Genomic DNA, 24,180 nt, shown 5'->3' on the forward strand with positions numbered 1-24,180 from the left:
GGATGTGCGAATGTTCTTCCTGACCCTGGCGCTGGTGTCCGCGTCACCGAGCTGTACCGAGATCAAGCAGCAATGCCGTGCCTGTCCGACCGAGGGTAGCGTGAAAGGATGTTCGACGGTCGGCATCGCCTGCCAGCCGACGCGCCGAATCTGCGAGCCTCCCGCGCCTGCGAAGGCTGCGGCACGAGCGGACCGCGGTGTCGGCAAGCGGGCGCGCTGACCGTCGGCCAATGAACGATCGGGTCTGGCAGGGATCGAAAGACGCGGACCGGTCGTTTCGTTTCGACATCGACCGGGAGCTAGATGAATGATTTCGAAGACCTTGGCGCTGGCACTTGCCGGCGCAACGCTGTTGGCCGCGTGTTCCGGCGAACAGCCTGCGACGACCAATACCGATACGATGACCGAAAACGGCGTGTCGTTGCGCAACCTTGCCGAGACCGATGTGGCGGTGCCAAAACCCGAGCAGATGACCGTCAAGGGGCGGCTGATCCCGACCCCGTCCGACCCGACCTCGCGCCATTTCCTGTTGCGTGAGCGCAAAGCCATCGGTGGCACGATCATCGCGATCCTGCGCCAGGAGCATGCGGGCAAGGTCGCTTATGCGCGGACCGAGACCGATTGCGCCAACCGCCTGTTCCATGTGCTGGGCGTCGGCCCGAACCGTGCGCTGGTCGAGACCAACATCGCGCATGACGGCCCGCTGCGGCCGATCAAGGGGCTGCCGTTGCGTGAGGAACTGGCGACGTATGTTTGCGAAGCGAGCGGTACGCCGTTGGCTAAGGGCTGACCTTCCCTTCTGCGCCCCTCCCTGGAAGGGAGGGGTTGGGGGTGGGTTGGCCAGATTGAGTCACTCCAGCTCGGGTAACGCGGAAGCCGACCCACCCCCTGCCCCTCCCTTCCAGGGAGGGGTGAAGATTTTAGTCCAGCACCCAGTCACGGCGTGCGATTCCTTGCGCATACAGCAGCGCCGTCAGGTCGCCGTGATCCACGCGTGCGGCCGCGGCCGCCGCGACTACCGGCTTGGCGTGGTAGGCCACCCCGAGTCCCGCCGCCTCGATCATCGCCAGATCGTTCGCGCCGTCGCCGACCGCGAGTGATTCCTCGACTGTAATTCCCCGCTCGGCGATTGCGGCTTGCAGCGTCGTCAGCTTGGTGTGCGATCCGACGATCGGCTTGGTCACCGTCCCCGTCAGCATGCCGCCGTCGATTTCCAGCACGTTGGCAATTGCGCGGTCGAAACCGATTTCCTTGGCGACCGGCTCGGCGAAGCGGGTGAAGCCGCCTGATACCAGCACCGCCAGTGCCCCGCGCGCGCGCATCGTCTGCACCAGCGCCTTGGCGCCCGGCATGATCGTGACGCGTTCGGTTAGGCAGCGTTCGATGTCGCTTTCGGCCAATCCTCTCAGCAGCGCCACGCGGGCATCGAGCGCTGCTTCGAAATCGAGTTCGCCGCGCATGGCGCGTTCGGTGATTTCGGCGATCTGCGGTTTGATCCCGGCGTAATCGGCGAGTTCGTCGATGCACTCGACGGTGATCATGGTGGAGTCCATGTCGGCGACCAGCAGCTTCTTGGTGCGCGTCAGACTGGACTGCACGACCACGTCCGCCCCGGCGAACGCGCCCTCTAGCGCGACGCGCGCCGCATCGGGTGCCATGCCGAAGATCAGGTCGGCGGCGTCGCCTTCGTCTATCCAGCCGCTTGCGCCCGGTGCGCAGCCGGCGTCGCGCAGGCGGTCCATCGCGGTCGAAATATCGCCTGCGGTCAGCGTGCCCGAGGCTATAAGCGTTGCCGTGAACATACCCATCTCCCAATCAACGGGCGCTCTCCCGAAGGTCGCGCTCATCGCAGGGCCGACCGCGAGCGGCAAGTCCGCGCTCGCGCTCGCCATCGCCGCGCGTCACGACGGCGTCGTCATCAACGCGGACTCCGCGCAGGTCTATGCCGACCTCCGCATCCTCACCGCGCGTCCCTCGCCGGAAGAAGAGGCCAGCGCCCCGCACAAACTGTTCGGCCATGTCGACGCCGCCGACGCCACCTACTCCGCCGCGCGCTGGGCGGTCGAGGCGACGCAGGCGATCCGCGATACGCTGGCCGAGGGGAAGCTGCCGATCCTGGTAGGCGGCACCGGGCTTTATGTCCGCACCTTGCTCGATGGCATCGCCCCCGTCCCCGCCATCGACCCGGCCCTCCGCGAGCAAGTCCGCGCCCTCCCCGTCGCCGAGGCGCACGCCGCACTCGCGCAACTCGACACACAAGCCGCGGCCAAGCTCAACGCCGCCGACACAACCCGCGTCGCCAGAGCGCTCGAAGTCGTCCGCGGTACCGGCCGCACCCTCGCCGACTGGCAGACGGAGAAGGTCGGCGGGATCGGCGATACGATCGACGTCCGTGCGCTGATCCTGATCCCCGACCGCGACTGGCTCAACGCGCGCATCGACCAGCGCTTCGCCGAGATGGCCGACACCAGCCGCGACGAGATCACCGCGCTGCTCGCCCGCACCGACATCCCTTGGGACGCCCCGATCCGCCGCGCGATCGGTGTGCCCGAGATCGCCGCGCTCGTTCGCGGCGAGACCTCGAAACCCGACGCCATCGCCGCTGGATCGCTCGCCACGCGGCGCTACGCCAAGCGCCAATACACGTGGCTCCGACACCAGCCGCCCGCCGCGTGGACCCGCACCGAAGCCCTCGATCTTCCAACGCGCCTGCAGCAATTTGAAACTATATTGCTCAAATGATGTTTGACACGCATCTTTTATATCGGTAGCCGGCCCCTCCACGAGACGCTAAAGGCAGCGTTCTCGCAAAGGATGATATGAAATGACCGAGAAGAGTGGGGCCGATATCCTGATCGAGGCGCTGTGCGATCTCGGCGTGGAGGTCGTCTTCGGCTATCCGGGTGGTGCCGTGCTGCCGATCTACGACGCGCTCTTTAGGAGCGGCCGGATCAAGCACATCCTCGTGCGCCATGAGCAGGCCGCGACGCATGCTGCCGAGGGCTATGCGCGCTCGACCGGCAAGCCCGGCGTGGTGCTCGTGACGTCGGGCCCCGGCGCGACCAACGCGGTCACCGGCATCACCGACGCGCTGATGGATTCGATCCCGATGGTCGTGATCACCGGCCAGGTGCCGACCGCGCTGATCGGCACCGACGCGTTCCAGGAGGCCGATACCGTCGGCATCACGCGCCATTGCTCGAAGCACAACTACCTCGTGAAGGATCCCGCCAAGCTCGGCGACGTGATCCACGAGGCGTTCCACATCGCCACCTCGGGTCGTCCGGGGCCGGTGGTCGTCGACATCCCCAAGGACGTGCAGGTCGCCACCGCGCGCTACAAGAAGCCGGGGCCGATCCAGCACAAGACCTATCGCCCGCAGGTGAAGGCCGACCAGTCGCAGATCGAGCAGCTCGTCGACATGCTCGCCGCGGCCGAACGTCCGATCCTGTATACCGGCGGCGGTATCATCAACTCGGGCCCGGCCGCGAGCCAGTTGCTGTGCGAACTCGTCCGCATCACTGGCGCACCGGTGACGTCGACGCTGATGGGCCTTGGCGCCTATCCCGCGTCCGGCCCGCAGTGGCTCGGCATGCTCGGGATGCACGGCACGTACGAGGCCAACATGGCGATGAACCAGGCCGACCTCGTCGTCGCGCTCGGTTCGCGCTTCGATGACCGAGTGACCGGGCGGCTCGATGCGTTCAGCCCGAACTCGCGGAAGGTGCATATCGACATCGATCGGTCGTCGGTGAACAAGACGGTGCGCGTCGATCTCGGGATCATCGCGGACGTCGGTCATGCGCTCGAGGACATGGTGCGGATCTGGAAGAGCCGCCAGCATCCCAAGCCCGACACGACCGACTGGCAGCGGCGAATTGCCGGCTGGCGCGCGGTAAAGTGTCTCGATTTCCCCGAGAACGATCCGAACGAGATCATGCCGCAGCGTGCGATCCGGGCGCTGTTCGACGCCACGCAGGCACGCTCGCCGATCATCACGACCGAGGTCGGCCAGCACCAGATGTGGGCGGCGCAGCATTTCGGGTTTGAGAAGCCGAACAAGTGGCTGACCTCGGGCGGTCTCGGGACGATGGGCTATGGCCTTCCCGCGGCGATCGGCGCGCAGCTTGGCAATCCGAACGCACTGGTGATCGACATCGCCGGCGAGGCATCGATCCAGATGAACATCCAGGAGTTGGCAACGGCCTCGCAATACCGGTTGCCGGTGAAGATCTTCATCCTCAACAACCAGTATATGGGCATGGTCCGCCAGTGGCAGGAGCTCACCTATGAGAGCCGCTATGCCGAGAGCTATTCGGATTCGCTGCCCGATTTCGTGAAGCTCGGTGAGGCGTATGGCTGGAAGGGCATTTTGATCGAGACGCGCGACCAGCTCGACAGCGGGATCGCCGAGATGTTGGCGTATGACGGCCCGGTGATCGTCGATTGCCGCGTGTCGCAGCTGACGAATTGCTTCCCCATGATCCCGTCGGGGGCTGCGCATACCGACATGATCCTGCAGGCGAACGAAGTGTCCGGCACGATGGACGACGAAGCGAAGGCGCTGGTTTGATGGTGAATTCACTTTTTCCCCCCTCCCGTGAACGGGAGGGGCCGGGGGTGGGCTCGCGCTCAATCCCGACCGGCATCGCCTGCGGCCATCCGCGCGCCCACCCCCTACCCCCTCCCGCAAGCGGGCGGGGGGGAGACTGAACCATGCACATTTCCCAGGAAAAGGCCGAGCGGCACACGCTCGCCGTCATCGTCGACAACGAACCGGGCATCCTCGCCAGGATCGCCGGCCTGTTCACCGCGCGCGGCTATAATATCGAGAGCCTGACGGTGAGCGAGATCACCGCGGACAAGTCGGTCAGCCGAATCACGATCGTCACCTCGGCGAGCGCGGCGACGATGGAGCAGATCATCGCTCAGCTCGATCGGTTGGTGCCGGTGCACAAGGTCACCGACCTCACCGCAATGGGCGCGCATGTCGAACGCGAGCTCGCGCTGGTGAAGGTCCGCGGCACCGGCGACCACCGGATCGAGGCGCTGCGCCTCGCCGACGTCTACCGTGCGCGCGTGGTCGATGCGACGACGTCGAGCTTCGTGTTCGAGGTCACCGGCGGCATCGACAAGATCGACAAGTTCGTCGAACTCATGGGCGAAGTCGGTCTGATCGAAGTCGCCCGCACCGGCATCGTCGCGATCGCCCGCGGCAAAGAGCCGGCCTGAATTTACCCCCGTCTTCCTGACGAAAGTCAGGACCCAGAGCCACAATCGGCGCCGCCTGGAACCCTGGGTTCCGGCGTTCGCCGGAATGACGAAAAAAGGAAGAATCCAATGCGTGTCTATTACGATCGCGACGCCGACCTGAACCTCATCACCGACAAGAAGATCGCGATCGTCGGTTACGGCTCGCAGGGCCATGCCCACGCGCAGAACCTCCGCGATTCGGGCGTCAAGGACGTCGCGATCGCACTCCGCGAAGGCTCGGCCACCGCCAAGAAGGCGATCGAGGCCGGTTTCGCGGTCAAGTCGAACAAGGAAGCCGCCGCCTGGGCCGACATCGTCATGGTCCTCGCGCCGGACGAGCATCAGGCCGCGATCTACGCGAGCGACCTGCACGACAACCTCAAGCAGGGCGCGACGATCGCGTTTGCGCACGGCCTCAACGTGCATTTCGGCCTGATCGAGCCGCGCGCCGATCTCGACGTCATCATGATCGCGCCCAAGGGCCCCGGCCACACCGTGCGCAGCGAATATGTCCGCGGCGGCGGCGTCCCCTGCCTGATCGCGATCGACCAGGACAAGTCGGGCAACGCACACGACATCGCGCTTGCGTACGCCTCGGGTGTCGGCGGCGGTCGCTCGGGTATCATCGAGACCAACTTCCGCGAGGAATGCGAGACCGACCTGTTCGGCGAACAGGCCGTGCTGTGCGGCGGCATCACCCACCTGATCCAAGCCGGGTTCGAGACGCTGGTCGAGGCCGGCTACGCCCCCGAAATGGCGTATTTCGAGTGCCTCCACGAGACCAAGCTGATCGTCGACCTGCTGTATGAGGGCGGCATCGCCAACATGCGCTACTCGATCTCGAACACCGCCGAATATGGCGACATCACGACGGGTCCGCGGATTATCACGTCGGAGACCAAGGCCGAGATGAAGCGCGTGCTGGCGGACATCCAGTCGGGGCGGTTCGTGAAAAACTTCATCCTCGACAACCGTGCGGGGCAGCCTGAGCTGAAGGCGGCGCGGAAGCAGGCGCTGGCGCATCCGATCGAGAAGATCGGGTCGGAACTGCGTGGGATGATGCCTTGGATCGGGAAGAATGCTCTCGTAGACAAGGCTAAGAACTGACGCGACGCGAGCGCGCGAAAGAGCGTGAGCACGGCCGGCACGACGGAGCCTGCCCATAGGGCACGGCTTCGCCGGCTCCGACGGGCTGGCGTGGGGAGCGCGTTTTGGTTGCTCCCATACCCCCACTCCACCCCGGCGAAGGCCGGGGCCCAATTGGGGGACGTTGCCGACTGAAGACAGCGTTCCGTTACTGGAGCCTTCCCAATTGGGCCCCGGCATTCGCCGGGGTGGTATTGTGCAGGTGGGAGCCGCTCTCCCCTCCTGTTCCCTCGCGAACGCGGGGGCCCAGGGTCTCGGGCGGTGATCGTGGTTTAGCTGGGCCCCCGCGTCCGCGGGGGAACTGGAACGGGGCAGCAGCCTCGCTGTCTCACCCACCGACCCAATCCTGAAACACAGCGTTGGCATAACGTCATTTGACGCGCCCCCTCACCTCGGCCAGCATCGCGCGATCAACAGGAGACCCCGCATGCGCCTAGTCCTAGCCACCATCCTCGCCCTCACCGCCGCGCCAGTCCTCGCCCAGACCGCCGCCGTCCCCGGCGCGCCCGTCAAAGCGCGCGTCACCGCCGGCACTTACGCGGTCGATCCCAACCACACGCAAGTGACCTGGCAGGTCAACCACATGGGCTTCTCGATGCTCGAAGGGCAGCTCGGCGCGTCGGGGGGTAGCATCACTATCGATCCCGCCAAGCCGAACGTCACCAAGGTCGAGGTCAATTTCGCGATCGACCAGCTATCGGTTACGTCCGCGCCGTTCGCCGGCCACCTGAAGTCGAAGGACTTCTTCGACGCCGCGACCTATCCGACCGCCAAGTTCGTCTCGACCAAGGTCGTCGCGACCGGCGACAAGGCGACGATCACTGGCGACCTCACGCTGAAGGGCGTCACCAAGCCGGTCGTGCTCCAGGCAACCTTCGTCGGCGCCGGCGCGAACCCGATGAACAAGAAGCTGAACTTCGGCTTCCGCGCTACGACCTCGATCAAGCGCAGCGACTTCAACATCGGCGCCTACGCCCCGGTGGTGTCGGACAAGGTCGACCTGACGATCAACGCCGCGTTCTCGGCGCAATAATATACCAAAATTCCTATCGCGCTGGACACGGGATGTGTCCGCGCGATAGGACACTATTAATGACGCATGGCCGCCTCCTGCTGCTTCGACTTACGCGCCCTTAGGCGCGCCGATCGTTTGCGCGGTGGCCATGCCCCGCGCCTCGCGCCTAAGGGCTGACCCGACCGCTCCCGACGACACGAGAGATACGAGCCATGCTGCGCGACCCATCGATCAAATACCGTCCCTTCCCGCAAGTCGACCTGCCCGACCGACAATGGCCGTCGAAGACCATCGTCAAGCCGCCGCGCTGGCTCTCGACCGATCTGCGCGACGGCAATCAGGCGCTGATCGACCCGATGGACGCGGAGAAGAAGACGCGCTTCTTTGACCTGCTCTGCAAGGTCGGGCTGAAGGAAATCGAGGTCGGCTTCCCGAGCGCGGGCGCGACCGAATTCGACTTCATCTCGGGCCTCGTGAAGACCGGCCGCATTCCCGACGACGTTGCGATCCAGGTGCTGACCCAATCGCGCCGCGACCTCATCAAGACGAGCTTCGCCAGCCTCGTCGGCGCGAAGTCCGCGATCGTGCACCTTTACAACGCAGTCTCCCCGGCATGGCGGAAGATCGTGTTCGGGATGGACCGCGCGCAGGTGAAGCAGATCGCCGTGGATGGCGCCAAGGTGCTGCGCGACGAAGCCGCCAAGCAGCCGAATGTCCGCTGGCAGTTCGAATACAGCCCCGAGACCTTCTCGACCGCCGAACTCGATTTCAGCCTTGAGGTCTGCGAGGCGGTGATGGACGTCCTGATGCCGACGCCCGAGAACCCGATCATCTTCAACCTGCCCGCCACCGTCGAGTGCGCCACGCCGAACATCTACGCCGACCAGATCGAATGGTTCGGGCGCAACATCCGCAACCGCGACGCGGTGGCGATCAGCCTGCACACGCATAACGATCGCGGCACCGGCGTCGCCGCCGCCGAGCTCGGCATGATGGCGGGTGCGGACCGCGTCGAGGGCTGCCTGCTCGGCAATGGCGAGCGCACCGGCAATTGCGATCTCGTGACCGTCGCGCTCAACATGTACACGCAGGGCGTCGATCCGAAGCTCGACCTGTCGGACATCGACGGGGTCGTGAACACGGTCAATTACTGCACCAACATCCCCGTCCACCCGCGCACGCCCTATGCCGGCGACCTGGTCTTCACCGCGTTCTCGGGGTCGCACCAGGACGCGATCAAGAAGGGCTTCGCGGCGCAGGAGGCGAAGAACGACACGTTGTGGGAGGTGCCCTATCTCCCGATCGACCCCGCCGATCTGGGCCGCAGCTACGAGGCGGTGATCCGCGTCAATTCGCAGTCGGGCAAGGGCGGCGTCGCCTGGGTGATCGAGCAGGACAAGGGACTGAAGCTGCCCAAGCGGTTGCAGGCGGACTTCAGCCGTCACGTCCAGGCTTATGCCGACGAGACCAGCCGCGAACTGAATGCGGCGGATATCTGGGGCCTGTTCGAGCGGACCTACATGCCACAGGCGGACGATAGGGTGGAGTTGCGCGATTACGAGGAAAGCGGTGCCTCGGGGCAGCGGGTGTTCATCGGTCGGGTGGCGATCGATGGCGAGGATCGGTCGATCTCAGGGCGCGGGAACGGGCTGATATCGGGGGTGATCTCGGCGATTGCGGAGTCGACCGGGCCTACTTTGGACGTTGTGGATTATAACGAGCATGCGATTGGCCACGGGGCGGATGCGCAGGCGGCGGCGTATGTCGAGTGCCGGACCGCTGAGGGGAAGACGGTGTTCGGGGTCGGGATGGACAGCGACATCGCCACCGCGTCGGTGCGTGCGGTGTTGTCTGCGGCGAACCGCGCGTAATGCGGCTCTCCCTCTCCCCTACGGGGAGAGGGTCGGGGTGAGGGGCAGCCAAGCAGTGCTTCGCCCGGAACAGCCCCTCACCCCAGCCCTCTCCCCGGAGGGGAGAGGGAGCCGAGATTAGCGCTCGCGCACGATCTCACAGCCTACGCGGGCGTCGGGGTAGACATCGGCCTTTACCGTGCGGACTTTTACCCGGCTGACCCGCTCGTCCGTCAGGCACAGCGCGGCGATCGCCTCGCAGAGGGTTTCCTGCAACGCGAACGGGCGGTCCGCTGCCATCGCCAGGATGCCCGCCCGCACGAAGTCGTAATCGAGCACTTCCTCGATCGCATCCTCGCCGAGCGGGGCGGGATACACGACCGTCATCTCGATCGACACGACCACGCGTTGCGGCGCGACCTCGTGTGGATGGATGCCGAGCCGCATCATGACCTCGAGCCCGTCGAGGATCGTCGTGAATTCAGCCATGTCGTCCCCCACGATCCCGGTCGAACATCACGTCGCTGTCGCGCGTCAGAAACCGCTGCCCGCAATCGACGAACACATTCTGTCCCGTCACGCCCTTCGCGGTCAGCAGCCAAGCGACCGCATCCGCGACAACCTCCGCGCCGACCGGTCGCTTGAGCAGGTTGTCGCTCGCCACCGCCGCAAACTCATCGTCGCTCTGGTCGCCGCTCGGCAGCGTCAGGCCCGGCGACACCGCGTTGACCGCGATGCGCGGCGCGAGCGCTTGTGCGAGCATCGTCGTCGCACCCTCCAGGGCGATCTTCCCGCAACTGTACGAGAAAAAGTCCGGATTGAGGTTCGCTACCTTCTGGTCGAGCACGTTGACCACCGCGCCGTCCGCGACATCATCCTGGGACGCGAGCGCAGAGGCCAGCAGCACCGGCGCGCCACAGTTGATCGCGCCAAGCTCGGCGAACAGCGCCGGATCGACACTTGGCGGCCGATCGAACTCGAACTTCGACGCGCAGTTCACCAACCCATCGATCGGGCCGCCAATCGCAGAGCGTGCCGCCGCGAACAGGTCGCCGATCGCGGCGAGGTCGCTCAGGTCGCCCGCCACCGCAGCAGCACGCCCGCCCTTGCCGACGACCTCCGCCACTAGCGCAGCCGCCTCATCCGGCGAATGGCCCTGGTGCACGATCACGGCATGACCATCCGCCGCAAGCCGTCGGACGATCGCAGCGCCCAGCCGCTTCGCCCCGCCCGTGACGAGCACGGTCCGCATCAGGCGCCGCGCCCCATCAACGCCAGCACTTCCTTTCGACTGCGTTCGTCGTCGCGGAACACGCCCATCATCCGGCTGGTGACCATCGTCACGCCGGGCGTCCGCACGCCGCGCGCGGTCATGCACGCATGGCTCGCCTCGATCACCACCGCGACGCCCTGCGGCTTGAGGTTGTCCCAGATGCAGTCCGCCACTTCCGCGGTCAGCCGCTCCTGCACCTGCAACCGCCGCGCGAACCCGTGCAGCACGCGTGCCAGCTTCGAAATGCCGACGACATGGTTGCGCGGCAGGTAGGCGATGTGCGCCTTGCCTATGATCGGCGCCATGTGATGCTCGCAATGCGACTGGAACGGGATGTCCTTGAGCAGCACGATCTCGTCATAGCCGCCGACTTCCTCGAACACGCGTTCTAGATGTTTCGCCGGATCGTCGCCATAGCCCGCGCAATATTCCTTCCACGCACGTGCAACACGATGCGGCGTATCGAGGAGCCCTTCGCGGGTCGGATCGTCGCCCGCCCACTGGATCAGCGTACGGATCGCCGACGCTACGTCTTCGGGCACAATCACCTTGCCGTCGGGCCCTAGTTCGTCGGCAATGGCCGACCGACCATCCGGCCCGCCCGTTTCATCCCGCATCGCAACACCCTTTGTCAGCATACCCAAACATCAGAACATGGGTCCTCTTTTGCAACTGTTTTATTTGAGCAACGCAGCATAAATCCCAGTAATCCGGGCTTCAAAAAGCGTTGACGGTAGATTTTTTTCGTCGTTACTTCGCCATACCTGAAAAACTAAATCGTGAATCGGCAAAGACCGGCACGATCGGGGAGAGGACTGACATGGCTAAGTTCGAATTGCTCGCCGCTTCGGCGATGATACTCCTGTCGATTGCGCCGGCAATGGGACAAACGGCCACTACGACGTCGGCTGAAGACACCGCACCGACCAATGGTCCCGGCCAGGAGGCTACATCGGCGCAGACCAACTCAACGCCAACTGGCCCAACGCCGACTGTCCCAACACAACCTGGCCCCGCCGATACCCCATCCAGCGTCTACGCGTCTCAGGATATCGTGATTACCGCGCAACGCCAATCGCAACGTCTGCAAGATGTTCCGATTGCTGTGAGCGCTTTTACCGCGGAAAATCTGGAGAAGCAGCAGATCGTCAATCCGATCGCGCTTCAGCAAACGCTGCCCAACGTGACGTTCACCAAGACCAACTTCACCTCGTCGAGCTTCACGATCCGCGGCATCGGCGATCTCTGTGTCGGCGCGTCCTGCGACAGCGCGACCGCGATCCACGTCAACGACATGCCGCTGGTATCGACGCGGCTGTTCGAGTCCGAGTTCTACGATCTCGAACGCGTCGAAGTGTTGCGCGGTCCGCAAGGCACGTTGTTCGGTCGAAACGCGACCGCGGGCGTGGTCAACTTCATCACCGCCAAGCCGGACCTCTCCGGGATCCACGCCGCGGGCGAATTCGAATACGGAAATTACGATTCGAAGCGTGTGAAGGGCATGTTCAATCTGCCGATCACCGACACGATCGGGATCCGCGTCGCCGGCCAGTATCTGAAGCGCGACGGCTACACCAAGAACCTGTTCGACGGCGGCCGGATCGACGACCGCGATCTCTATTCGGTCCGTGGAACGCTGTCGTGGGAGCCGAACAGCGCCACGCGCGTCGACCTGATCGGCTATTATTTCCATGAACGCGACAATCGCTCGCGCATCCAGAAACAGCTTTGCCACCGCGATCCGACCGGCGTGCTCGGCTGCCTCCCCGATCGGCTCGACTACGGCACGACGAACGGCAATTCCACGCTCGCCGCGGTGTATTCGTCGAGCGAATTCTACCGGTTCGCGCTCGGCGCCGCGTTCACGCCCTATGCGCTGCAGAGCCTGTATGGCCGCGACACCTATACCGGGGTCGTCAACCCGACCGACGTCCGCACCGTCAACATCGATTACAAGCCGACCTATTTCAGCGACGAGGAACAATACACCGCCAAGATCTTCCATGATTTCGGGCCGGTCTCGTTCAACTTCACCGGCGGCTATGCGCGCAACTCGGTGGATTCGACCAACGACTACAACCTGGCCGTCGAGAACCCGCTCGGCGCAAACGTCGGCGCGCTCACTCTGATCGGCACCGCGGCGGCACCCGGGGCTGCGTTCCCCGGCGGGGTCAATCCCTTCACCAACGCGGTCGCCGCGCTGTTTCCGAACGGCAATACCGGCACGATCTGCCAATCGGCGCCCGGCCCCGATCTGGGCGTCTTCAGCGGCAGCAAGCTGTGCGGCCCGAGCAGCCAGGACGTCGATCGTTCGAACGCACGCTCGCGGCAATTCTCGGCCGAGGCGCATCTCGACAGCCGCTTCGACGGGATGTTCAATTTTCTGATCGGCGGCATCTATCTGGACCAGAAGATCCGCGACAACAGCTATTACGTAACCGCCTTCCCGCTCGATTACGGTGCCGCGGTCATCGGCGCCGCCAACGTGCTGGGCGGGCGCGTCGCCGGCGCTACGTTGCCCAATTCCTTCGGATCGACGCCCTTTTATCGCAGCTTCACGGACTCGGTGCATCTCAAGTCGTACGGGGCCTTCGGCGAGACCTATTTCGACTTTACCGAAAAGCTCAAGCTGACGCTCGGGCTGCGCTACAATCACGATGAGAAGGAGGTTCGCGCGCGCACCTCGTTTATCTTCGACAACAAGACGCGTACCCTCGTCGGCGCAAGCGGTGCGCCGGTGCGCGATGCAGAGGGTAATGCGATCGTCGTCTCCGCGGTCACGACAGCGCTCAGCCCTTACGGTACCAGCGCGTTGGAGAACGCGATCAACTATGCCGCGCTCGATTACGATCCGTTCACCGCGGGCAACCAGCCGTTCGGCGTCGCCAGCGTGTCGTTCGGTCGACTGACCGGCCGCGCGGTCCTCGAATACAAGATCAAGCCCGATAACCTCGTCTACGCGTCCTATTCGCGCGGGTATAAATCGGGCGGCATCAACCCGCCGCTGTCGCCGGTGTTCGCGGTCGACCAGGCGTTCAGGCCGGAGTCGGTCGACTCGTTCGAGATCGGCTCGAAGAACAGCTTCCTGAACCGGACTCTGCAACTCAATCTCACCGGCTTCTATTACAAATACAAACAACTCCAGCTGAGCCGGATCGTCGCCCGCACCGCGGTCAACGACAATATCGACGCCGATATCTACGGCGTCGAGGCGGAAGCGATCATGCGGCCGTCGCCCAAGTTCACCGTCAACATGAACTTCAGCTATCTGAAGTCGAAGGTGAAGCAGGACAAGTTCATCGGCAATCCGCAGGATCCGTCGGGCGGTCGAGCCGATTCAGTGGTCATCAAGGACATCACCACCGCGTCGAATTGCGCGGTGCGGCCGACCACGCCGGGTAATGCGGCCGGGGTCAACGCGTTCGTCGGCGCGGTGAACTCGGCACTCGGGCTGCGGCCACCAACGGCATTGCTGACCAACGGTACTACCGGCGCGTATTCGTCATGCGACGCGCTCGCCGCCGCAACCGCGGGCGCACTGGCGAACTACAACCCGGCGCTGGCTGCGCTGCAGGCGCCGCTCAATGCGGGGTTCGGGACGAATGCGAGCGGCGCATTGCCGTTCGTGGTCGATCGCAGCGGCGTGCTGGTCAACATCCGTGGCAACGAACTGCCGCAAGCGCCGCGCTACAAATTCTCGGCGGGCGCGCAGTATGTCGCTGGCATCGGCGACTTCACGATCGTCCCGCGTGTCGATCTGGCCTACACCGGTGGCTTCTCGGCCAGCATCTTCAACGAGAACATCAACCGTGTTCAGGGCTATGAGGTCGTCAACGCGCAGATCCAGTTCAACGGGCCGGGCGAGCGCTATTACGTCCGCGGCTTCGTCCAGAACCTGACGAGCAACGACGCCATCACCGGCCAGTATGTGACGGACCAGTCGTCGGGGTTGTTCACCAACGTCTTCACGGTCGAACCGCGTCGCTATGGTGTGGCGGCTGGGTTCAGGTTCTAGTTTTTGGGTGGTCCGATCCGTCACCCAGCGGCAACTGGGGCTCTCACGTGGCACGTACGTTCGCCTTTAAAGAGATCCCAGCGTTTGCTGAGGTGACGGATTCGGAAGGCTATTTCAGGCGTTCGGCGTGCCAGGCGACATGATCCCCCATGAACGTCGATATGAAGTTGTAGCTGTGATCGTAGCCTGGCTGCATCCGCAAGATCAGCGCGATCCCTGCGGCCTTGCACGCTTCGGCAAGCAACGCCGGCTTCAATTGCTCGGCCAGGAAGCCATCCGCATCGCCCTGGTCGACCAGTATCTCCGCCACCCGCGCGCCATCCTCGATCAGCGCGCAAGTGTCATACGCCCGCCACGCCGCACGGTCCGGCCCGAGATACCCGCCGAGCGCCTTCTCGCCCCAAGGGCACTGCAACGGCGCCACGATCGGGGCGAACGCCGATACGCTCTTGAAGCGGTCGGGATTGCGCAGGGCCATCGTCAACGCACCATGGCCGCCCATCGAGTGCCCGAAGATCCCCTGCCGCGCCGTGTCCGCCATCGGAAACTCCGCCGCGATCAGTGCGGGCAGTTCGTCCTCGACATAGGACCGCATCTGGAAGTTCGTCGCCCAAGGCTCCTCGGTCGCATCGACGTAGAAGCCCGCGCCCTTGCCGAAGTCGTACGCATCGTCGTCGGGCACGCCGTCGCCGCGTGGCGAGGTATCGGGCGCCACCAGGATCACGCCGAGTTCGGCACAGGCGCGGCGGTACTCGCCCTTGTCCATGACGTTGGCGTGTGTGCAGGTCAGTCCCGACAGGAACCACAACACCGGCAATTGTGCGCCTTCGTCATGTGGCGGTACGTACACCGCGAAGGTCATGTCGGTGCCGGTTGCGGTCGAGGCGTGGCGGTACACGCCCTGCGTGCCGCCATACGCCTTGCTAGTGGAGACGGTCTCCATCACGCGATCCGGTGCAGCGCGCAGATCTTGTTCCCCGCCGGATCGCGCAGATACGCGAGGTACAGCTTTCGCCCCCCGGTAGCCTGGCGCACGCCCGGCGGATCCTCACAGGCCGTCCCGCCGTTCGCCAGCCCCGCGGCATGCCACGCATCGGCCGCTTCGGTCGAGGCCGCCGCGAAGCCCATCGTGCTGCCGTTACCGTGGCTCGCCGGCTGCCCGTCGATCGGCTTGGTCAGCAGGAAACGCCCGCCGTCATGCGCGTAGACGACGCGCCCCCAGTCATCGACGACACCCTCGGGAACGCCGAGCGCACCCAGCGCCGCGTCGTAGAACGCCTTCGACGCCGCGATGTCGTCGGCGCCGAGCATGATGTGCGTGAACATTGGCCCGCTCCTCAGTAGATCACGACGGAGCGGATGCTCTCGCCGGCGTGCATCAGGTCGAAGCCCTTGTTGATCTCGTCGAGCGTCAGGCGGTGCGTGATCATCGGGTCGATCTCGATCTTGCCGTTCATGTACCAGTCGACGATCTTCGGCGTATCGGTCCGCCCGCGCGCGCCGCCGAACGCCGTCCCGCGCCAGTTGCGCCCGGTGACCAACTGGAACGGCCGCGTCGAGATCTCCTTGCCCGCCTCGGCCACGCCGATCACGATCGAGGTGCCCCAGCCGCGATGGCACGCCTCCAGCGCCTGACGCATCACGGTCGTGTTGCCGGTCGCGTCGAAGGTGTAGTCCGCGCCGCCGTCCGTCAGTGCGACGATGTGCTGGACGATATCGCCGACATCCTTGGGATTGGCGAAGTGCGTCATGCCGAAGCGACGCCCCCATTCCTCGCGGTCGGGATTGATGTCGACGCCGACGATCATGCCGGCCCCTGCAAGCCGCGCACCCTGGATCACGTTGAGCCCGATCCCGCCGAGCCCGAACACGACGACCGTATCGCCCGGCTGGACCTTCGCCGTGTGCACCACCGCACCGACCCCCGTCGTCACGCCGCAGCCGACGTAGCACGACGTATCGAACGGCGCGTCCTCGCGGATCTTCGCCACCGCGATCTCCGGCAGCACGGTGAAGTTCGAGAAGGTCGAGCAGCCCATGTAATGGAAGATCGGCTGGCCCTTGTAGCTGAACCGCGTCGTCCCGTCGGGCATCAGCCCCTTCCCTTGGGTGGCGCGGATCGCGGTGCACAGGTTCGTCTTCTGGCTGAGGCACGACTTACACTGGCGACATTCGGGGGTGTAAAGCGGGATGACGTGATCGCCGACCGCGACGCTGGTCACGCCCGCGCCGATCTCGCGGACGATGCCGGCGCCTTCATGGCCCAGCACGCTCGGAAACAACCCTTCCGAATCAAGCCCGTCGAGCGTGTACGCATCGGTATGGCAGATGCCCGTCGCCATGATTTCAACCAGGACTTCGCCGAATTTCGGCCCTTCGAGGTCGAGTTCGACGATCTCGAGCGGTTTTTTTGCCTCGAAGGCTACGGCGGCGCGGGTCTTCATCGGTCGGTCTCCTTGATTGCCGCCCTGATGCCCCCGGCGCTCCGGCTCCGCAACCCGTAGGCGATGCAACCAATGCCGCGTTCCCGCGCTTGATCGTTGCTTATCAAGGAGATGCGACGATGAAGGATCCGAAGAAGGGCGACGAGGTCACCTGGAAATCGCACGGCGGCGAGGCGCACGGCACGGTCGAAAAGAAGCAGACCACCGACACCAAGATAAAGGGCCACACCGTCAGGGCGTCCAAGGACGAGCCCCAGTTCATCGTAAAGAGTGACAAGGGCGGCAAGGCAGCGCACAAGGCGGACGCGCTCACCAAGGCGTGACCACGCGCGCAGTGCCTAACGCACGCGCGCAACAGGAAGGAATGCTTATGGCTACAGCTCCCAAGACCGGCGGCATCCACGCCCCCGTCCAGCCCTCTCCCGAGCTCGGCGAGATCGTCGGCAACGACAAGCTCCCGCGCAGCGAAGTGATCAGCAAGGTTTGGGTCTACATCAAGGCCAACAACCTGCAGAACCCTGAGAACAAGCGCGAGATCCTCGCGGACGAGAAGCTGAAGAAGGTCTTCGGGCGTGACAAGTGCACGATGTTCGAGATGAACAAGTACATCTCGCAGCACGTCAAGGCCTAACCGCCCGCACTGCACGGCAAGCGGCGACGGGGCATCGCAAGCGATACCCGTCGCCCTTGATCGAACCGTGCGAGGGTTCACAATCCCGAGATTACCGTGGTTGCGCGAACGTGATCGTGAACAACCTGACGCAAGCGCAGAGCTTGCAAAGCTTTCCCACGCTTGATCGTCCCACCCGACGAGCGTAATGCGCGATCGGATGCCCCCGTAGCTCAGCCGGATAGAGCGACGGTTTCCTAAACCGTAGGCCGCGTGTTCAAATCTCGCCGGGGGCACCAGCTTTTCGTCCGTAGGCCGTTATTCGCTTTCGGCGCCCTAAAATTTTCAACGTACCGCGCTATCATCCGCAGCAGCGTTTGGATTTCTTTCCCGAGCCGCAAGGGCAAGGATCGTTTCTGCCGATTTTCGTCGTGGGTGCGGCCGCCGGTGTGGTTGATGTTGCGCCGGTGCTTCGAGCATGGAGTTTCAGGACCGCAGCGACGATCTGCGCGGGAGCGTGCGCGTCGAGGGCGTTGACCTCGATACTGTCGAGCGTTGTTTCGTTGGTGACGATCGCGATCAGCGCCATGATCTGCGCTAGAGCCCCTGCGGTATCCGGATCAGTGCCGTCACCCAACGCCGTCCAGCTTTCGGGCCTGAGCGCCACCGCTTCGGCGAAACCGTCGATCCAGCCTTCCCACAGCACGTCGCCATTGCGGTCGTCGGTATCGAAGATGGGCTGGGGCTTGCCTCGTGTCAGGTCGCGGACGATCTCGACGTGGCGCGCCATCACCGCATCGACGAACCACTGGACGTCAGCGGGATCATCGAACGGCGGTTCGTCGCTGTCGTCCGACCCCCAGATGCTCTGGAGCCACTCGCCCTGCGGGATCGTATCGGGGCCGACCGCCAAGGCCGTCAAGAATCCGTCGAGTTCGGTGAGCAGCATCGGCTCTTCGAGCGGAAGATCGGCGAGGGCGCCATCGAGACGTCGGAAACGGGAGGGAAGATTTTTCATCGGATCGGGTCGGTCGCCTTGGAGAATGGCGGCGTCATAGCCCGCCGATGACGGTCGCCGCCAGCGACGAGTGCCGCCAAGCCCTGCCTGAACCGGACAGGATTGGACGCGCGGGACGCTTGCCTCGTGCGGGCGATACTCTCATTGCTTCGAGATCGCCCACCGGACCGGGAAATTCGTACTTGATCAGAACCCTTTGCCGTTTCGCCGCACTGGCATCGATCGCGACGATGGCCCCTGCACAGACCATGTCGTCTTCGTCCGTTCGTTCGCCCGCCGACCTTTACGGCCCGTTGTTCGAAGCCGTGCAGCAGGGTCATGTGTTTGCCGATGGGAAGACGTTCGTCGACGCCGTGCCGAAGCGGGCGACGGCTGCGATCATGGCGGATTATGCGCGGACCAAACCCGCGGGCCCTGCCCTCAAGGCGTTCGTGCTCGCCAATTTCGTGGTGCCCGGCGAGAATGATCGTGGCTCGGGCGATCTCAGGACGCATGTCCGGAGGCTCTGGCCGCAACTCGTGCGCCAGCCGGTCGCGCCGGTCGCGGGCAGTTCCGCGCTGCCGCTTCCTGCCCCCTACGTGGTTCCGGGCGGGCGCTTCCGCGAGATCTATTACTGGGACAGCTATTTCACGATGCTGGGGTTGAAGGTCGATGGCCAGCAGCCGCTCGTGGAATCGATGATCGAGGATTTCACCAGCTTGATCGAGCGATACGGCCATATCCCGAACGGGACCCGGACCTATTATCTCAGCCGCTCGCAGCCGCCTTATTATGCGCTGATGCTCGATCTCTCGACCAACACCGATCCAGCGGTTGCCAAGCGGCGGCTGGCCGCGCTGCGGGCCGAGCACGCATTCTGGATGAAGGGCACGGCGTGTCTGAGCGGCAAGCCCGCCTGCCTGCGCGTGGTGCGGATGCCCGATGGCAGCGTGCTGAACCGCTATTACGACGACCGCGATACGCCGCGTGACGAATCCTATGCCGAAGACGTCGAGACCGCGGCGAAGGCGGCGCCGCGCCTTGCTGCCGATACGCAGCGCAATCTGCGGGCTGGTGCGGAGAGCGGGTGGGATTTCAGTTCGCGCTGGCTTCGCGATCCGCAGTCGCTCGCGACGATCCATGCCATCGACATCGTGCCGGTCGATCTCAACAGCCTGTTATGGGTGATGGAGCGCCGCATCGCCGAGCGCTGTCGTACGGCTGACGACACGCAGTGCGCTACCGCGTTCACGACGCTTGCGGCAAAGCGCAAGATCGCGATCGACCGCTACCTCTGGCAGGCTAATACCGCGCGCTACGCCGACTGGGACTTTTCAACACGCAAGCCGACCGCCAGCATCAACGCCGCTATGCTGCATCCGCTTTTCGTCGGTCTTGCCTCGCCTGCGCAAGCCAAGGCCGTCGCCGCGACGGTGCGCAAGTCGTTGGTGGCGGAGGGCGGATTGCGGACGACGACGCTGAACACCGGACAGCAATGGGACGAACCCAATGGCTGGGCGCCGCTGCAATGGGTGGCGATCGCCGGGCTCGAATCCAATAGCGAACCGGCACTCGCCAAGGACATCGCCAAGCGGTGGCTCGGGACCGTCGGCGCGGCGTATACCGAGACCGGCAAGATGCTCGAAAAATACAATATCGAGCAACGTACGCCGGGCGGCGGCGGGGAATATCCGGTGCAGGACGGCTTCGGCTGGACCAACGGCGTGACCAGCGCAATCCTCGATCGCTACCCCGATCTGGCGACACAGGCGAAGTAAGGGCCGGCCGCAAACGAACGTTCCGGCGGCAATGGTTGCTTAAGGCACCCGGCGCCACATATGGACCTGCAATGCTCGACCCCGCGCCCGCCAGCCAAACCGACGACGCCGACATGCTCGCGCCGGATTTCCTTGCGCCGGATTTCGTCGTGATCGACGTCGAGACGGCATGCTCGCGCGTCAGCAGCATATGCCAGGTCGGTATCGTCGGGTTTCGTGATGGCCGCGAGATGTTCGAATACGAGACGCTGGTCGATCCACGCGACGAGTTCAACGTGTTCAATACCCGCATCCACGGGATCACCGAGCATCACGTCACGGGCAAACCGTGCTTCGGGGACATCCACGGCATCGTCGACGGCCATTTGTCGCGCCGGACGACGGTGGCGCATTCCTATTTCGACAAGGGCGCGCTGGCCGCCGCGTGCCGTATTCATGACCGCCCCCCGATCCAGACGGTCTGGCTCGACAGCGTCCGCGTTGCGCAACGTGCTTGGCCCGATCTGGCGAGCCACCGGCTGGGTGGCCTCGCGCAGTACCTCGGGATCGCGCACAAGCATCACGATGCGCTGAGCGACGCGCGTGCCGCCGGCTGGGTGATCGTCAAGGCGATCGACCATACGGGCATCGCGCTCGACGAATGGCTGAAGCCACCGCGCAAGCCCGGCCCGGCCCCGCGCCCCGCTGCGGCCGGACCACTCGCTGGCGAACGCATCGCGCTTCTTGGCGAGCCACGCGATGGGCGGCTTGCTTGCGCGATTGCCGCGCTTGGCGGACGGATCGTGTCGGCGGTCGGTAATACGACGACGATGCTCGTCATCACCGGGCGCGCGCCGTTCAGCTATTCGGTGCGCAACAGTGGTGCGTATCGCCGTGCCGAGCAGTATCGGCGGCTTGGCGGCACGATCCGCGTGGTCTCCGAGGTGGAGCTCGATTTGCCGGCTCTCGCGGCCGGTTTCGCCTCAGCCTGATCGGCATTTCCTCGAAGACCTACTTTCGTCCCCGGTTCGGGTTTCCCACCGCCTTGGCAAATGACGGCCGAGGTGCGACCATCGTCGCAAACGATAAGGGAGAGCGATATGCGGTTGGCGACTTGGGGAATGGCGGTCGGCTTGCTGGCCGCACCGGCAACGGCGCAGCGTGTGCAGGTTGCGAGCGGCGCGCTCGAAGGCACGCACGTCTCGACCGCCGCGACGCCGGTGGATGCGTATCTCGGCATTCCCTATGCAGCGGCACCGGTAGGCCCATTGCGGTGGCAACCACCGCGACCGGCTGCGCAATGGACCGGCGTGCGTAAAGCCGACCGGTTCGGCGCGCGTTGCATGCAGCAGCCTTTGTTCGCGGACATGAAGTTCCGCTCGCCGGGTATCAGCGAGGATTGCCTGACGCTCAACGTCTGGACGCCGGCGGGCACGAAGCCGGGCGCGCGGCTGCCCGTGCTGTTCTACATCCACGGCGGCGGCGCGATTGCGGGTGACGGGTCGGAACTGCGCTATGACGGGGCGGCGATGGCGCAGAAGGGTATCGTCGTCGTGACGATCAACTACCGGCTCGGCGCGTTCGGGTTCCTGGCGACCAGCGCGCTGGCAGCGGAGTCGCCGACGCATTCCGCGGGGAATTACGGCCTGCTCGATCAGGCAGCGGCGCTGGCCTGGGTCCGGCGCAACGCCGCCGCGTTCGGGGGCGATCCGGCGCGGATCACGATCGGCGGGGAGAGCGCGGGATCGATGTCGGTCAGCGTGCTGATGACGTCGCCGCTCACCCGCACGCAGTTCGCGGGGGCGATCGGCGAGAGCGGTGGCGTGCTGCCGCCGACCTTCCGCCCGAAGCTGCTCGCGGTGGCGACGAAGGACGGCGACGCGTTCGCGGTCGCGGCGGGTCCGCCGTCGCTTGACGCACTACGCGCGATGTCGGCCGAAGCTTTGCTCGCGGCACAGGGTACGCAGCGGTTCCGCGCGGATTTCATCGTCGACGGGCAGTTCCTGACGGAGCCGCCGATCGATACCTACACGGCGGGGCGGGCTGCACGCGTGCCGTTGCTCGTCGGTGCGAACTCGCAGGAGGGAAGCTGGACGAGCATTCTTGCGGGCCAACCGCCGACGGTCGCGAATTATCGTGTGGGTGTTGCGAAGCTCTTTACCGACGCGGACAGACTGCTCGCCTTGTACCCGGCAAAGTCGGATGCCGACGTGCCGGTCGCGGCTACCGCGTTGGCAAGCGATGCGTTTCTCGGCGCGTCGACGTGGAAGTGGTTCGACCTGCACCGCGGCACGCGCCAGCCGACCTATTATTATCACTTCGCGCATCCCCGCCCGGCCGCGCTGCCGCCGCTCACCAATCCCGACGTGCCGCCGATCGGGGCGGTGCACAGCGCGGAGATCGAGTACGCGTTGGGTAACCTCGACACGAACCCGGCCTATGCGTGGACGGCGGACGATCGCCGGATCTCGACGGTGTTCCAGGGATATTTCACCGCGTTCATCAAGGCCGGTAACCCGAATGCTGCGGGGTTACCGGCTTGGTCGCCTGCGCCATCCGCGGGGGGTGTCATTCCGCGCCAGATCGTCGACGTGCAGACGCGTTCGGAACCGTTCGTCGAGCAGGCACGCTATGTCGCGGCGACGCCGTTGTTGGAGCGGCGAGTGCCTTGAGGCTAGACCTGGCCGACGAAGACCACTCCGGGCACCGACAAATTCTGTCCGGTTGTGGTCAGTCGGCCATCGGTTTCGATGCGGAATATCGCCAGCGTGCCGGACCGCTCGTTGCCGACGAGGACACGGCGTTGCGGTTCGAGGACCAGCAGGAAGCGGGGCCAGTTGCCGCCGCTCGGGATATGCTGGAGCAGGCTCGGCACGCCTGAGGCGTCGAGCGCGAAGACGGCGATGCTGTCATGCCCGCGGTTGGAGACGTAGAGCCGCCGCCCGGCCTGGTCGATCGCGATATGCGCGGCCTGAGACGCGCCCTTATACCCGCTTGGCAGTGTCGAGACCGTGTGGCGGGTCGCGAAACTGCCGTCTGCGCGGGCGTCGAGCATGATGACCGCGTTCAACAGTTCGCACACGACGTAGGCGAGCGGGCGGCGGGGATGGTGGACGAGATGGCGCGGCCCCGCTCCCGGCGGTGCACGCCAGGCGGCGACCGGCTCGGCCAGCGTACGCGCACGCGGATCGAAGCGATAGGCGAAGACCGTGTCCGTCCCCAGATCGACCGAATGCAGCCACCGGCGGTCCGGGCTGAAGCCGACCCAATGCGCGTGCGGTGCCTCTTGCCGGGCCTTGTCCGGGCCATGTCCCGTGTGGCGGAACACGACCGGTTCGCCGGGCACGCCGGTGTGCGCGTCGAGCCGGTGGAACGCGACGCTGCCGCTCGAATAATTGGCAACGGCGAGGCAGGCGCTGGCTCGGTCGATCGCGACGTAGCACGGGTCGGCGCCTGCCGTGGAGGCGGTACCGCGCTGCGACCAGTCGGCCGCGTAGGCGGCAATCTCGCCCGCCGCCTTCTCGCGAACGAAATAATATGCACCGCCTGGGCCGCCGCCGACGCCGAACGAGGCGTCGTCGATTCCGGATACCGGGCTGCCGACCTGCCATGTGTCGCGATCCAAGTCGTACGCGATCGGATATACGCCCTTGCCGCCTTCGCGGGCGTAGGTGCCGGCGATCAGCCGTACCCCCCGCCTGGCACCGTCGGCTGCCACCGCCGGGAAGGCGATCGTGGCCGCCATCGCGGTCAGGGCCGACCGTCGTGTCGTGGTCCAGTCGGTCATGCCCGTTCCTTTGCAGCTATCGGCGCGTGTCAT

Annotated in this window: 23 protein-coding genes and 1 tRNA gene; 15 read left to right on the forward strand and 9 right to left on the reverse strand. The window is 65.1% G+C overall.

Annotated elements, in window-relative coordinates; translation table 11 throughout:
- Window positions 1-10 precede the first annotated feature (10 nt).
- The gene (locus tag U1708_RS10580; RefSeq protein WP_332745415.1) at window positions 11-220 is read left to right on the forward strand and encodes a hypothetical protein; all 210 of its coding nucleotides are present in this window, start codon (window positions 11-13) and stop codon (window positions 218-220) included.
- A gap of 87 nt (window positions 221-307) precedes the next feature.
- Window positions 308-790: a hypothetical protein gene (locus tag U1708_RS10585; RefSeq protein ID WP_332745417.1), complete on the forward strand. Its 483-nt coding sequence runs from the start codon at window positions 308-310 to the stop codon at window positions 788-790.
- A 130-nt stretch (window positions 791-920) separates the two neighbouring features.
- On the opposite strand, the gene serB is transcribed toward U1708_RS10585, so the two are convergent.
- Complete coding sequence (gene serB, locus U1708_RS10590) at window positions 921-1,802, reverse strand: phosphoserine phosphatase SerB (RefSeq protein WP_332745419.1); 882 nt, start codon at window positions 1,800-1,802, stop codon at window positions 921-923.
- Here serB and miaA point away from each other — a divergent pair.
- From miaA to leuA, 6 genes are all read left to right on the forward strand, one after another.
- Entirely contained in the window at window positions 1,795-2,742 is a 948-nt protein-coding gene (miaA, locus tag U1708_RS10595) for a tRNA (adenosine(37)-N6)-dimethylallyltransferase MiaA (RefSeq protein ID WP_332745421.1), read from the forward strand. The genes serB and miaA overlap by 8 nt on opposite strands.
- A gap of 82 nt (window positions 2,743-2,824) precedes the next feature.
- Window positions 2,825-4,573: an acetolactate synthase 3 large subunit gene (locus U1708_RS10600; protein ID WP_332745423.1), complete on the forward strand. Its 1,749-nt coding sequence runs from the start codon at window positions 2,825-2,827 to the stop codon at window positions 4,571-4,573.
- Window positions 4,574-4,716: 143 nt separating this feature from the next.
- The gene (ilvN, locus tag U1708_RS10605) at window positions 4,717-5,232 is read left to right on the forward strand and encodes an acetolactate synthase small subunit (protein WP_254685964.1); all 516 of its coding nucleotides are present in this window, start codon (window positions 4,717-4,719) and stop codon (window positions 5,230-5,232) included.
- A gap of 108 nt (window positions 5,233-5,340) precedes the next feature.
- Complete coding sequence (ilvC, locus tag U1708_RS10610) at window positions 5,341-6,360, forward strand: ketol-acid reductoisomerase (protein ID WP_332745429.1); 1,020 nt, start codon at window positions 5,341-5,343, stop codon at window positions 6,358-6,360.
- A gap of 466 nt (window positions 6,361-6,826) precedes the next feature.
- On the forward strand, window positions 6,827-7,432 hold the full coding sequence (locus tag U1708_RS10615; protein ID WP_332745431.1) for a YceI family protein: 606 nt from the start codon (window positions 6,827-6,829) through the stop codon (window positions 7,430-7,432).
- 194 nt (window positions 7,433-7,626) lie between these two features.
- A complete protein-coding gene (leuA, locus tag U1708_RS10620; RefSeq protein WP_332745433.1) occupies window positions 7,627-9,285 on the forward strand; it encodes a 2-isopropylmalate synthase in 1,659 nt (552 codons plus the stop codon).
- Window positions 9,286-9,402: 117 nt separating this feature from the next.
- Here the strand turns inward: leuA and U1708_RS10625 are convergent, their stop codons facing one another.
- Genes U1708_RS10625 through folE form a run of 3 tightly spaced genes read right to left on the reverse strand, consistent with a single transcriptional unit; the run spans window position 9,403 to window position 11,154 of the window.
- Window positions 9,403-9,753 (reverse strand): dihydroneopterin aldolase, encoded by a 351-nt coding sequence (locus tag U1708_RS10625; protein ID WP_332745435.1) that lies wholly within the window; start codon window positions 9,751-9,753, stop codon window positions 9,403-9,405.
- On the reverse strand, window positions 9,746-10,516 hold the full coding sequence (locus U1708_RS10630) for an SDR family NAD(P)-dependent oxidoreductase (RefSeq protein WP_332745437.1): 771 nt from the start codon (window positions 10,514-10,516) through the stop codon (window positions 9,746-9,748). The genes U1708_RS10625 and U1708_RS10630 overlap by 8 nt, the downstream gene beginning before the upstream one ends.
- Window positions 10,516-11,154: a GTP cyclohydrolase I FolE gene (gene folE / locus U1708_RS10635; protein ID WP_332745439.1), complete on the reverse strand. Its 639-nt coding sequence runs from the start codon at window positions 11,152-11,154 to the stop codon at window positions 10,516-10,518. The genes U1708_RS10630 and folE overlap by 1 nt, the downstream gene beginning before the upstream one ends.
- A gap of 203 nt (window positions 11,155-11,357) precedes the next feature.
- Here folE and U1708_RS10640 point away from each other — a divergent pair, with 203 nt between their 5' ends.
- The gene (locus tag U1708_RS10640) at window positions 11,358-14,552 is read left to right on the forward strand and encodes a TonB-dependent receptor (RefSeq protein WP_443030034.1); all 3,195 of its coding nucleotides are present in this window, start codon (window positions 11,358-11,360) and stop codon (window positions 14,550-14,552) included.
- Between the two features lie 109 nt (window positions 14,553-14,661).
- Here U1708_RS10640 and fghA read toward each other — a convergent pair whose 3' ends face one another.
- Genes fghA through U1708_RS10655 form a run of 3 tightly spaced genes read right to left on the reverse strand, consistent with a single transcriptional unit; the run spans window position 14,662 to window position 16,996 of the window.
- The gene (gene fghA / locus U1708_RS10645; protein WP_332745441.1) at window positions 14,662-15,495 is read right to left on the reverse strand and encodes an S-formylglutathione hydrolase; all 834 of its coding nucleotides are present in this window, start codon (window positions 15,493-15,495) and stop codon (window positions 14,662-14,664) included.
- Complete coding sequence (locus U1708_RS10650; RefSeq protein WP_332745443.1) at window positions 15,495-15,878, reverse strand: VOC family protein; 384 nt, start codon at window positions 15,876-15,878, stop codon at window positions 15,495-15,497. Before U1708_RS10650 ends, fghA begins: the two co-directional genes overlap by 1 nt.
- Before the next feature lie 11 nt (window positions 15,879-15,889).
- Entirely contained in the window at window positions 15,890-16,996 is a 1,107-nt protein-coding gene (locus tag U1708_RS10655; protein ID WP_332745446.1) for an S-(hydroxymethyl)glutathione dehydrogenase/class III alcohol dehydrogenase, read from the reverse strand.
- A gap of 119 nt (window positions 16,997-17,115) precedes the next feature.
- Between U1708_RS10655 and U1708_RS10660 the strand changes: the two genes are divergently transcribed.
- From U1708_RS10660 to U1708_RS10670, 3 genes are all read left to right on the forward strand, one after another.
- Window positions 17,116-17,319, forward strand: a complete 204-nt coding sequence (locus U1708_RS10660; RefSeq protein ID WP_307085981.1) for a hypervirulence associated TUDOR domain-containing protein — start codon at window positions 17,116-17,118, stop codon at window positions 17,317-17,319.
- A gap of 47 nt (window positions 17,320-17,366) precedes the next feature.
- Window positions 17,367-17,627 (forward strand): SWIB/MDM2 domain-containing protein, encoded by a 261-nt coding sequence (locus U1708_RS10665; RefSeq protein ID WP_056411383.1) that lies wholly within the window; start codon window positions 17,367-17,369, stop codon window positions 17,625-17,627.
- Window positions 17,628-17,828: 201 nt separating this feature from the next.
- Window positions 17,829-17,905, forward strand: a tRNA-Arg gene (locus U1708_RS10670).
- 62 nt (window positions 17,906-17,967) lie between these two features.
- Here the strand turns inward: U1708_RS10670 and U1708_RS10675 are convergent.
- Entirely contained in the window at window positions 17,968-18,624 is a 657-nt protein-coding gene (locus tag U1708_RS10675) for a UPF0149 family protein (RefSeq protein ID WP_332745450.1), read from the reverse strand.
- A 230-nt stretch (window positions 18,625-18,854) separates the two neighbouring features.
- Here U1708_RS10675 and treF point away from each other — a divergent pair, with 230 nt between their 5' ends.
- From treF to U1708_RS10690, 3 genes are all read left to right on the forward strand, one after another.
- Window positions 18,855-20,381: an alpha,alpha-trehalase TreF gene (treF, locus tag U1708_RS10680; protein WP_332745736.1), complete on the forward strand. Its 1,527-nt coding sequence runs from the start codon at window positions 18,855-18,857 to the stop codon at window positions 20,379-20,381.
- A 71-nt stretch (window positions 20,382-20,452) separates the two neighbouring features.
- Window positions 20,453-21,352: an exonuclease domain-containing protein gene (locus tag U1708_RS10685; RefSeq protein WP_332745452.1), complete on the forward strand. Its 900-nt coding sequence runs from the start codon at window positions 20,453-20,455 to the stop codon at window positions 21,350-21,352.
- Window positions 21,353-21,460: 108 nt separating this feature from the next.
- Window positions 21,461-23,032: a carboxylesterase/lipase family protein gene (locus U1708_RS10690; RefSeq protein ID WP_332745455.1), complete on the forward strand. Its 1,572-nt coding sequence runs from the start codon at window positions 21,461-21,463 to the stop codon at window positions 23,030-23,032.
- A gap of 2 nt (window positions 23,033-23,034) precedes the next feature.
- On the opposite strand, the gene U1708_RS10695 is transcribed toward U1708_RS10690, so the two are convergent.
- The gene (locus U1708_RS10695) at window positions 23,035-24,147 is read right to left on the reverse strand and encodes a lactonase family protein (RefSeq protein WP_332745457.1); all 1,113 of its coding nucleotides are present in this window, start codon (window positions 24,145-24,147) and stop codon (window positions 23,035-23,037) included.
- Window positions 24,148-24,180 lie beyond the last annotated feature (33 nt).

It is taken from the genome of Sphingomonas arabinosi (genome assembly GCF_036663715.1).
In the GTDB taxonomy this organism is placed as follows: domain Bacteria; phylum Pseudomonadota; class Alphaproteobacteria; order Sphingomonadales; family Sphingomonadaceae; genus Sphingomonas.

Bases quoted from the DNA above. Each gene is read 5' to 3' on its own strand.
- U1708_RS10580 (WP_332745415.1), top strand. From the start codon at position 11: ATGTTCTTCCTGACCCTGGCGCTGGTGTCCGCGTCACCGAGCTGTACC.
- U1708_RS10585 (WP_332745417.1), top strand. From the start codon at position 308: ATGATTTCGAAGACCTTGGCGCTGGCACTTGCCGGCGCAACGCTGTTG.
- serB (WP_332745419.1), bottom strand. From the start codon at position 1,802: ATGTTCACGGCAACGCTTATAGCCTCGGGCACGCTGACCGCAGGCGAT.
- U1708_RS10600 (WP_332745423.1), top strand. From the start codon at position 2,825: ATGACCGAGAAGAGTGGGGCCGATATCCTGATCGAGGCGCTGTGCGAT.
- ilvN (WP_254685964.1), top strand. From the start codon at position 4,717: ATGCACATTTCCCAGGAAAAGGCCGAGCGGCACACGCTCGCCGTCATC.
- ilvC (WP_332745429.1), top strand. From the start codon at position 5,341: ATGCGTGTCTATTACGATCGCGACGCCGACCTGAACCTCATCACCGAC.
- U1708_RS10615 (WP_332745431.1), top strand. From the start codon at position 6,827: ATGCGCCTAGTCCTAGCCACCATCCTCGCCCTCACCGCCGCGCCAGTC.
- leuA (WP_332745433.1), top strand. From the start codon at position 7,627: ATGCTGCGCGACCCATCGATCAAATACCGTCCCTTCCCGCAAGTCGAC.
- U1708_RS10625 (WP_332745435.1), bottom strand. From the start codon at position 9,753: ATGGCTGAATTCACGACGATCCTCGACGGGCTCGAGGTCATGATGCGG.
- U1708_RS10630 (WP_332745437.1), bottom strand. From the start codon at position 10,516: ATGCGGACCGTGCTCGTCACGGGCGGGGCGAAGCGGCTGGGCGCTGCG.
- folE (WP_332745439.1), bottom strand. From the start codon at position 11,154: ATGCGGGATGAAACGGGCGGGCCGGATGGTCGGTCGGCCATTGCCGAC.
- U1708_RS10640 (WP_443030034.1), top strand. From the start codon at position 11,358: ATGGCTAAGTTCGAATTGCTCGCCGCTTCGGCGATGATACTCCTGTCG.
- fghA (WP_332745441.1), bottom strand. From the start codon at position 15,495: ATGGAGACCGTCTCCACTAGCAAGGCGTATGGCGGCACGCAGGGCGTG.
- U1708_RS10650 (WP_332745443.1), bottom strand. From the start codon at position 15,878: ATGTTCACGCACATCATGCTCGGCGCCGACGACATCGCGGCGTCGAAG.
- U1708_RS10655 (WP_332745446.1), bottom strand. From the start codon at position 16,996: ATGAAGACCCGCGCCGCCGTAGCCTTCGAGGCAAAAAAACCGCTCGAG.
- U1708_RS10660 (WP_307085981.1), top strand. From the start codon at position 17,116: ATGAAGGATCCGAAGAAGGGCGACGAGGTCACCTGGAAATCGCACGGC.
- U1708_RS10665 (WP_056411383.1), top strand. From the start codon at position 17,367: ATGGCTACAGCTCCCAAGACCGGCGGCATCCACGCCCCCGTCCAGCCC.
- U1708_RS10675 (WP_332745450.1), bottom strand. From the start codon at position 18,624: ATGAAAAATCTTCCCTCCCGTTTCCGACGTCTCGATGGCGCCCTCGCC.
- treF (WP_332745736.1), top strand. From the start codon at position 18,855: ATGGCCCCTGCACAGACCATGTCGTCTTCGTCCGTTCGTTCGCCCGCC.
- U1708_RS10685 (WP_332745452.1), top strand. From the start codon at position 20,453: ATGCTCGACCCCGCGCCCGCCAGCCAAACCGACGACGCCGACATGCTC.
- U1708_RS10690 (WP_332745455.1), top strand. From the start codon at position 21,461: ATGCGGTTGGCGACTTGGGGAATGGCGGTCGGCTTGCTGGCCGCACCG.
- U1708_RS10695 (WP_332745457.1), bottom strand. From the start codon at position 24,147: ATGACCGACTGGACCACGACACGACGGTCGGCCCTGACCGCGATGGCG.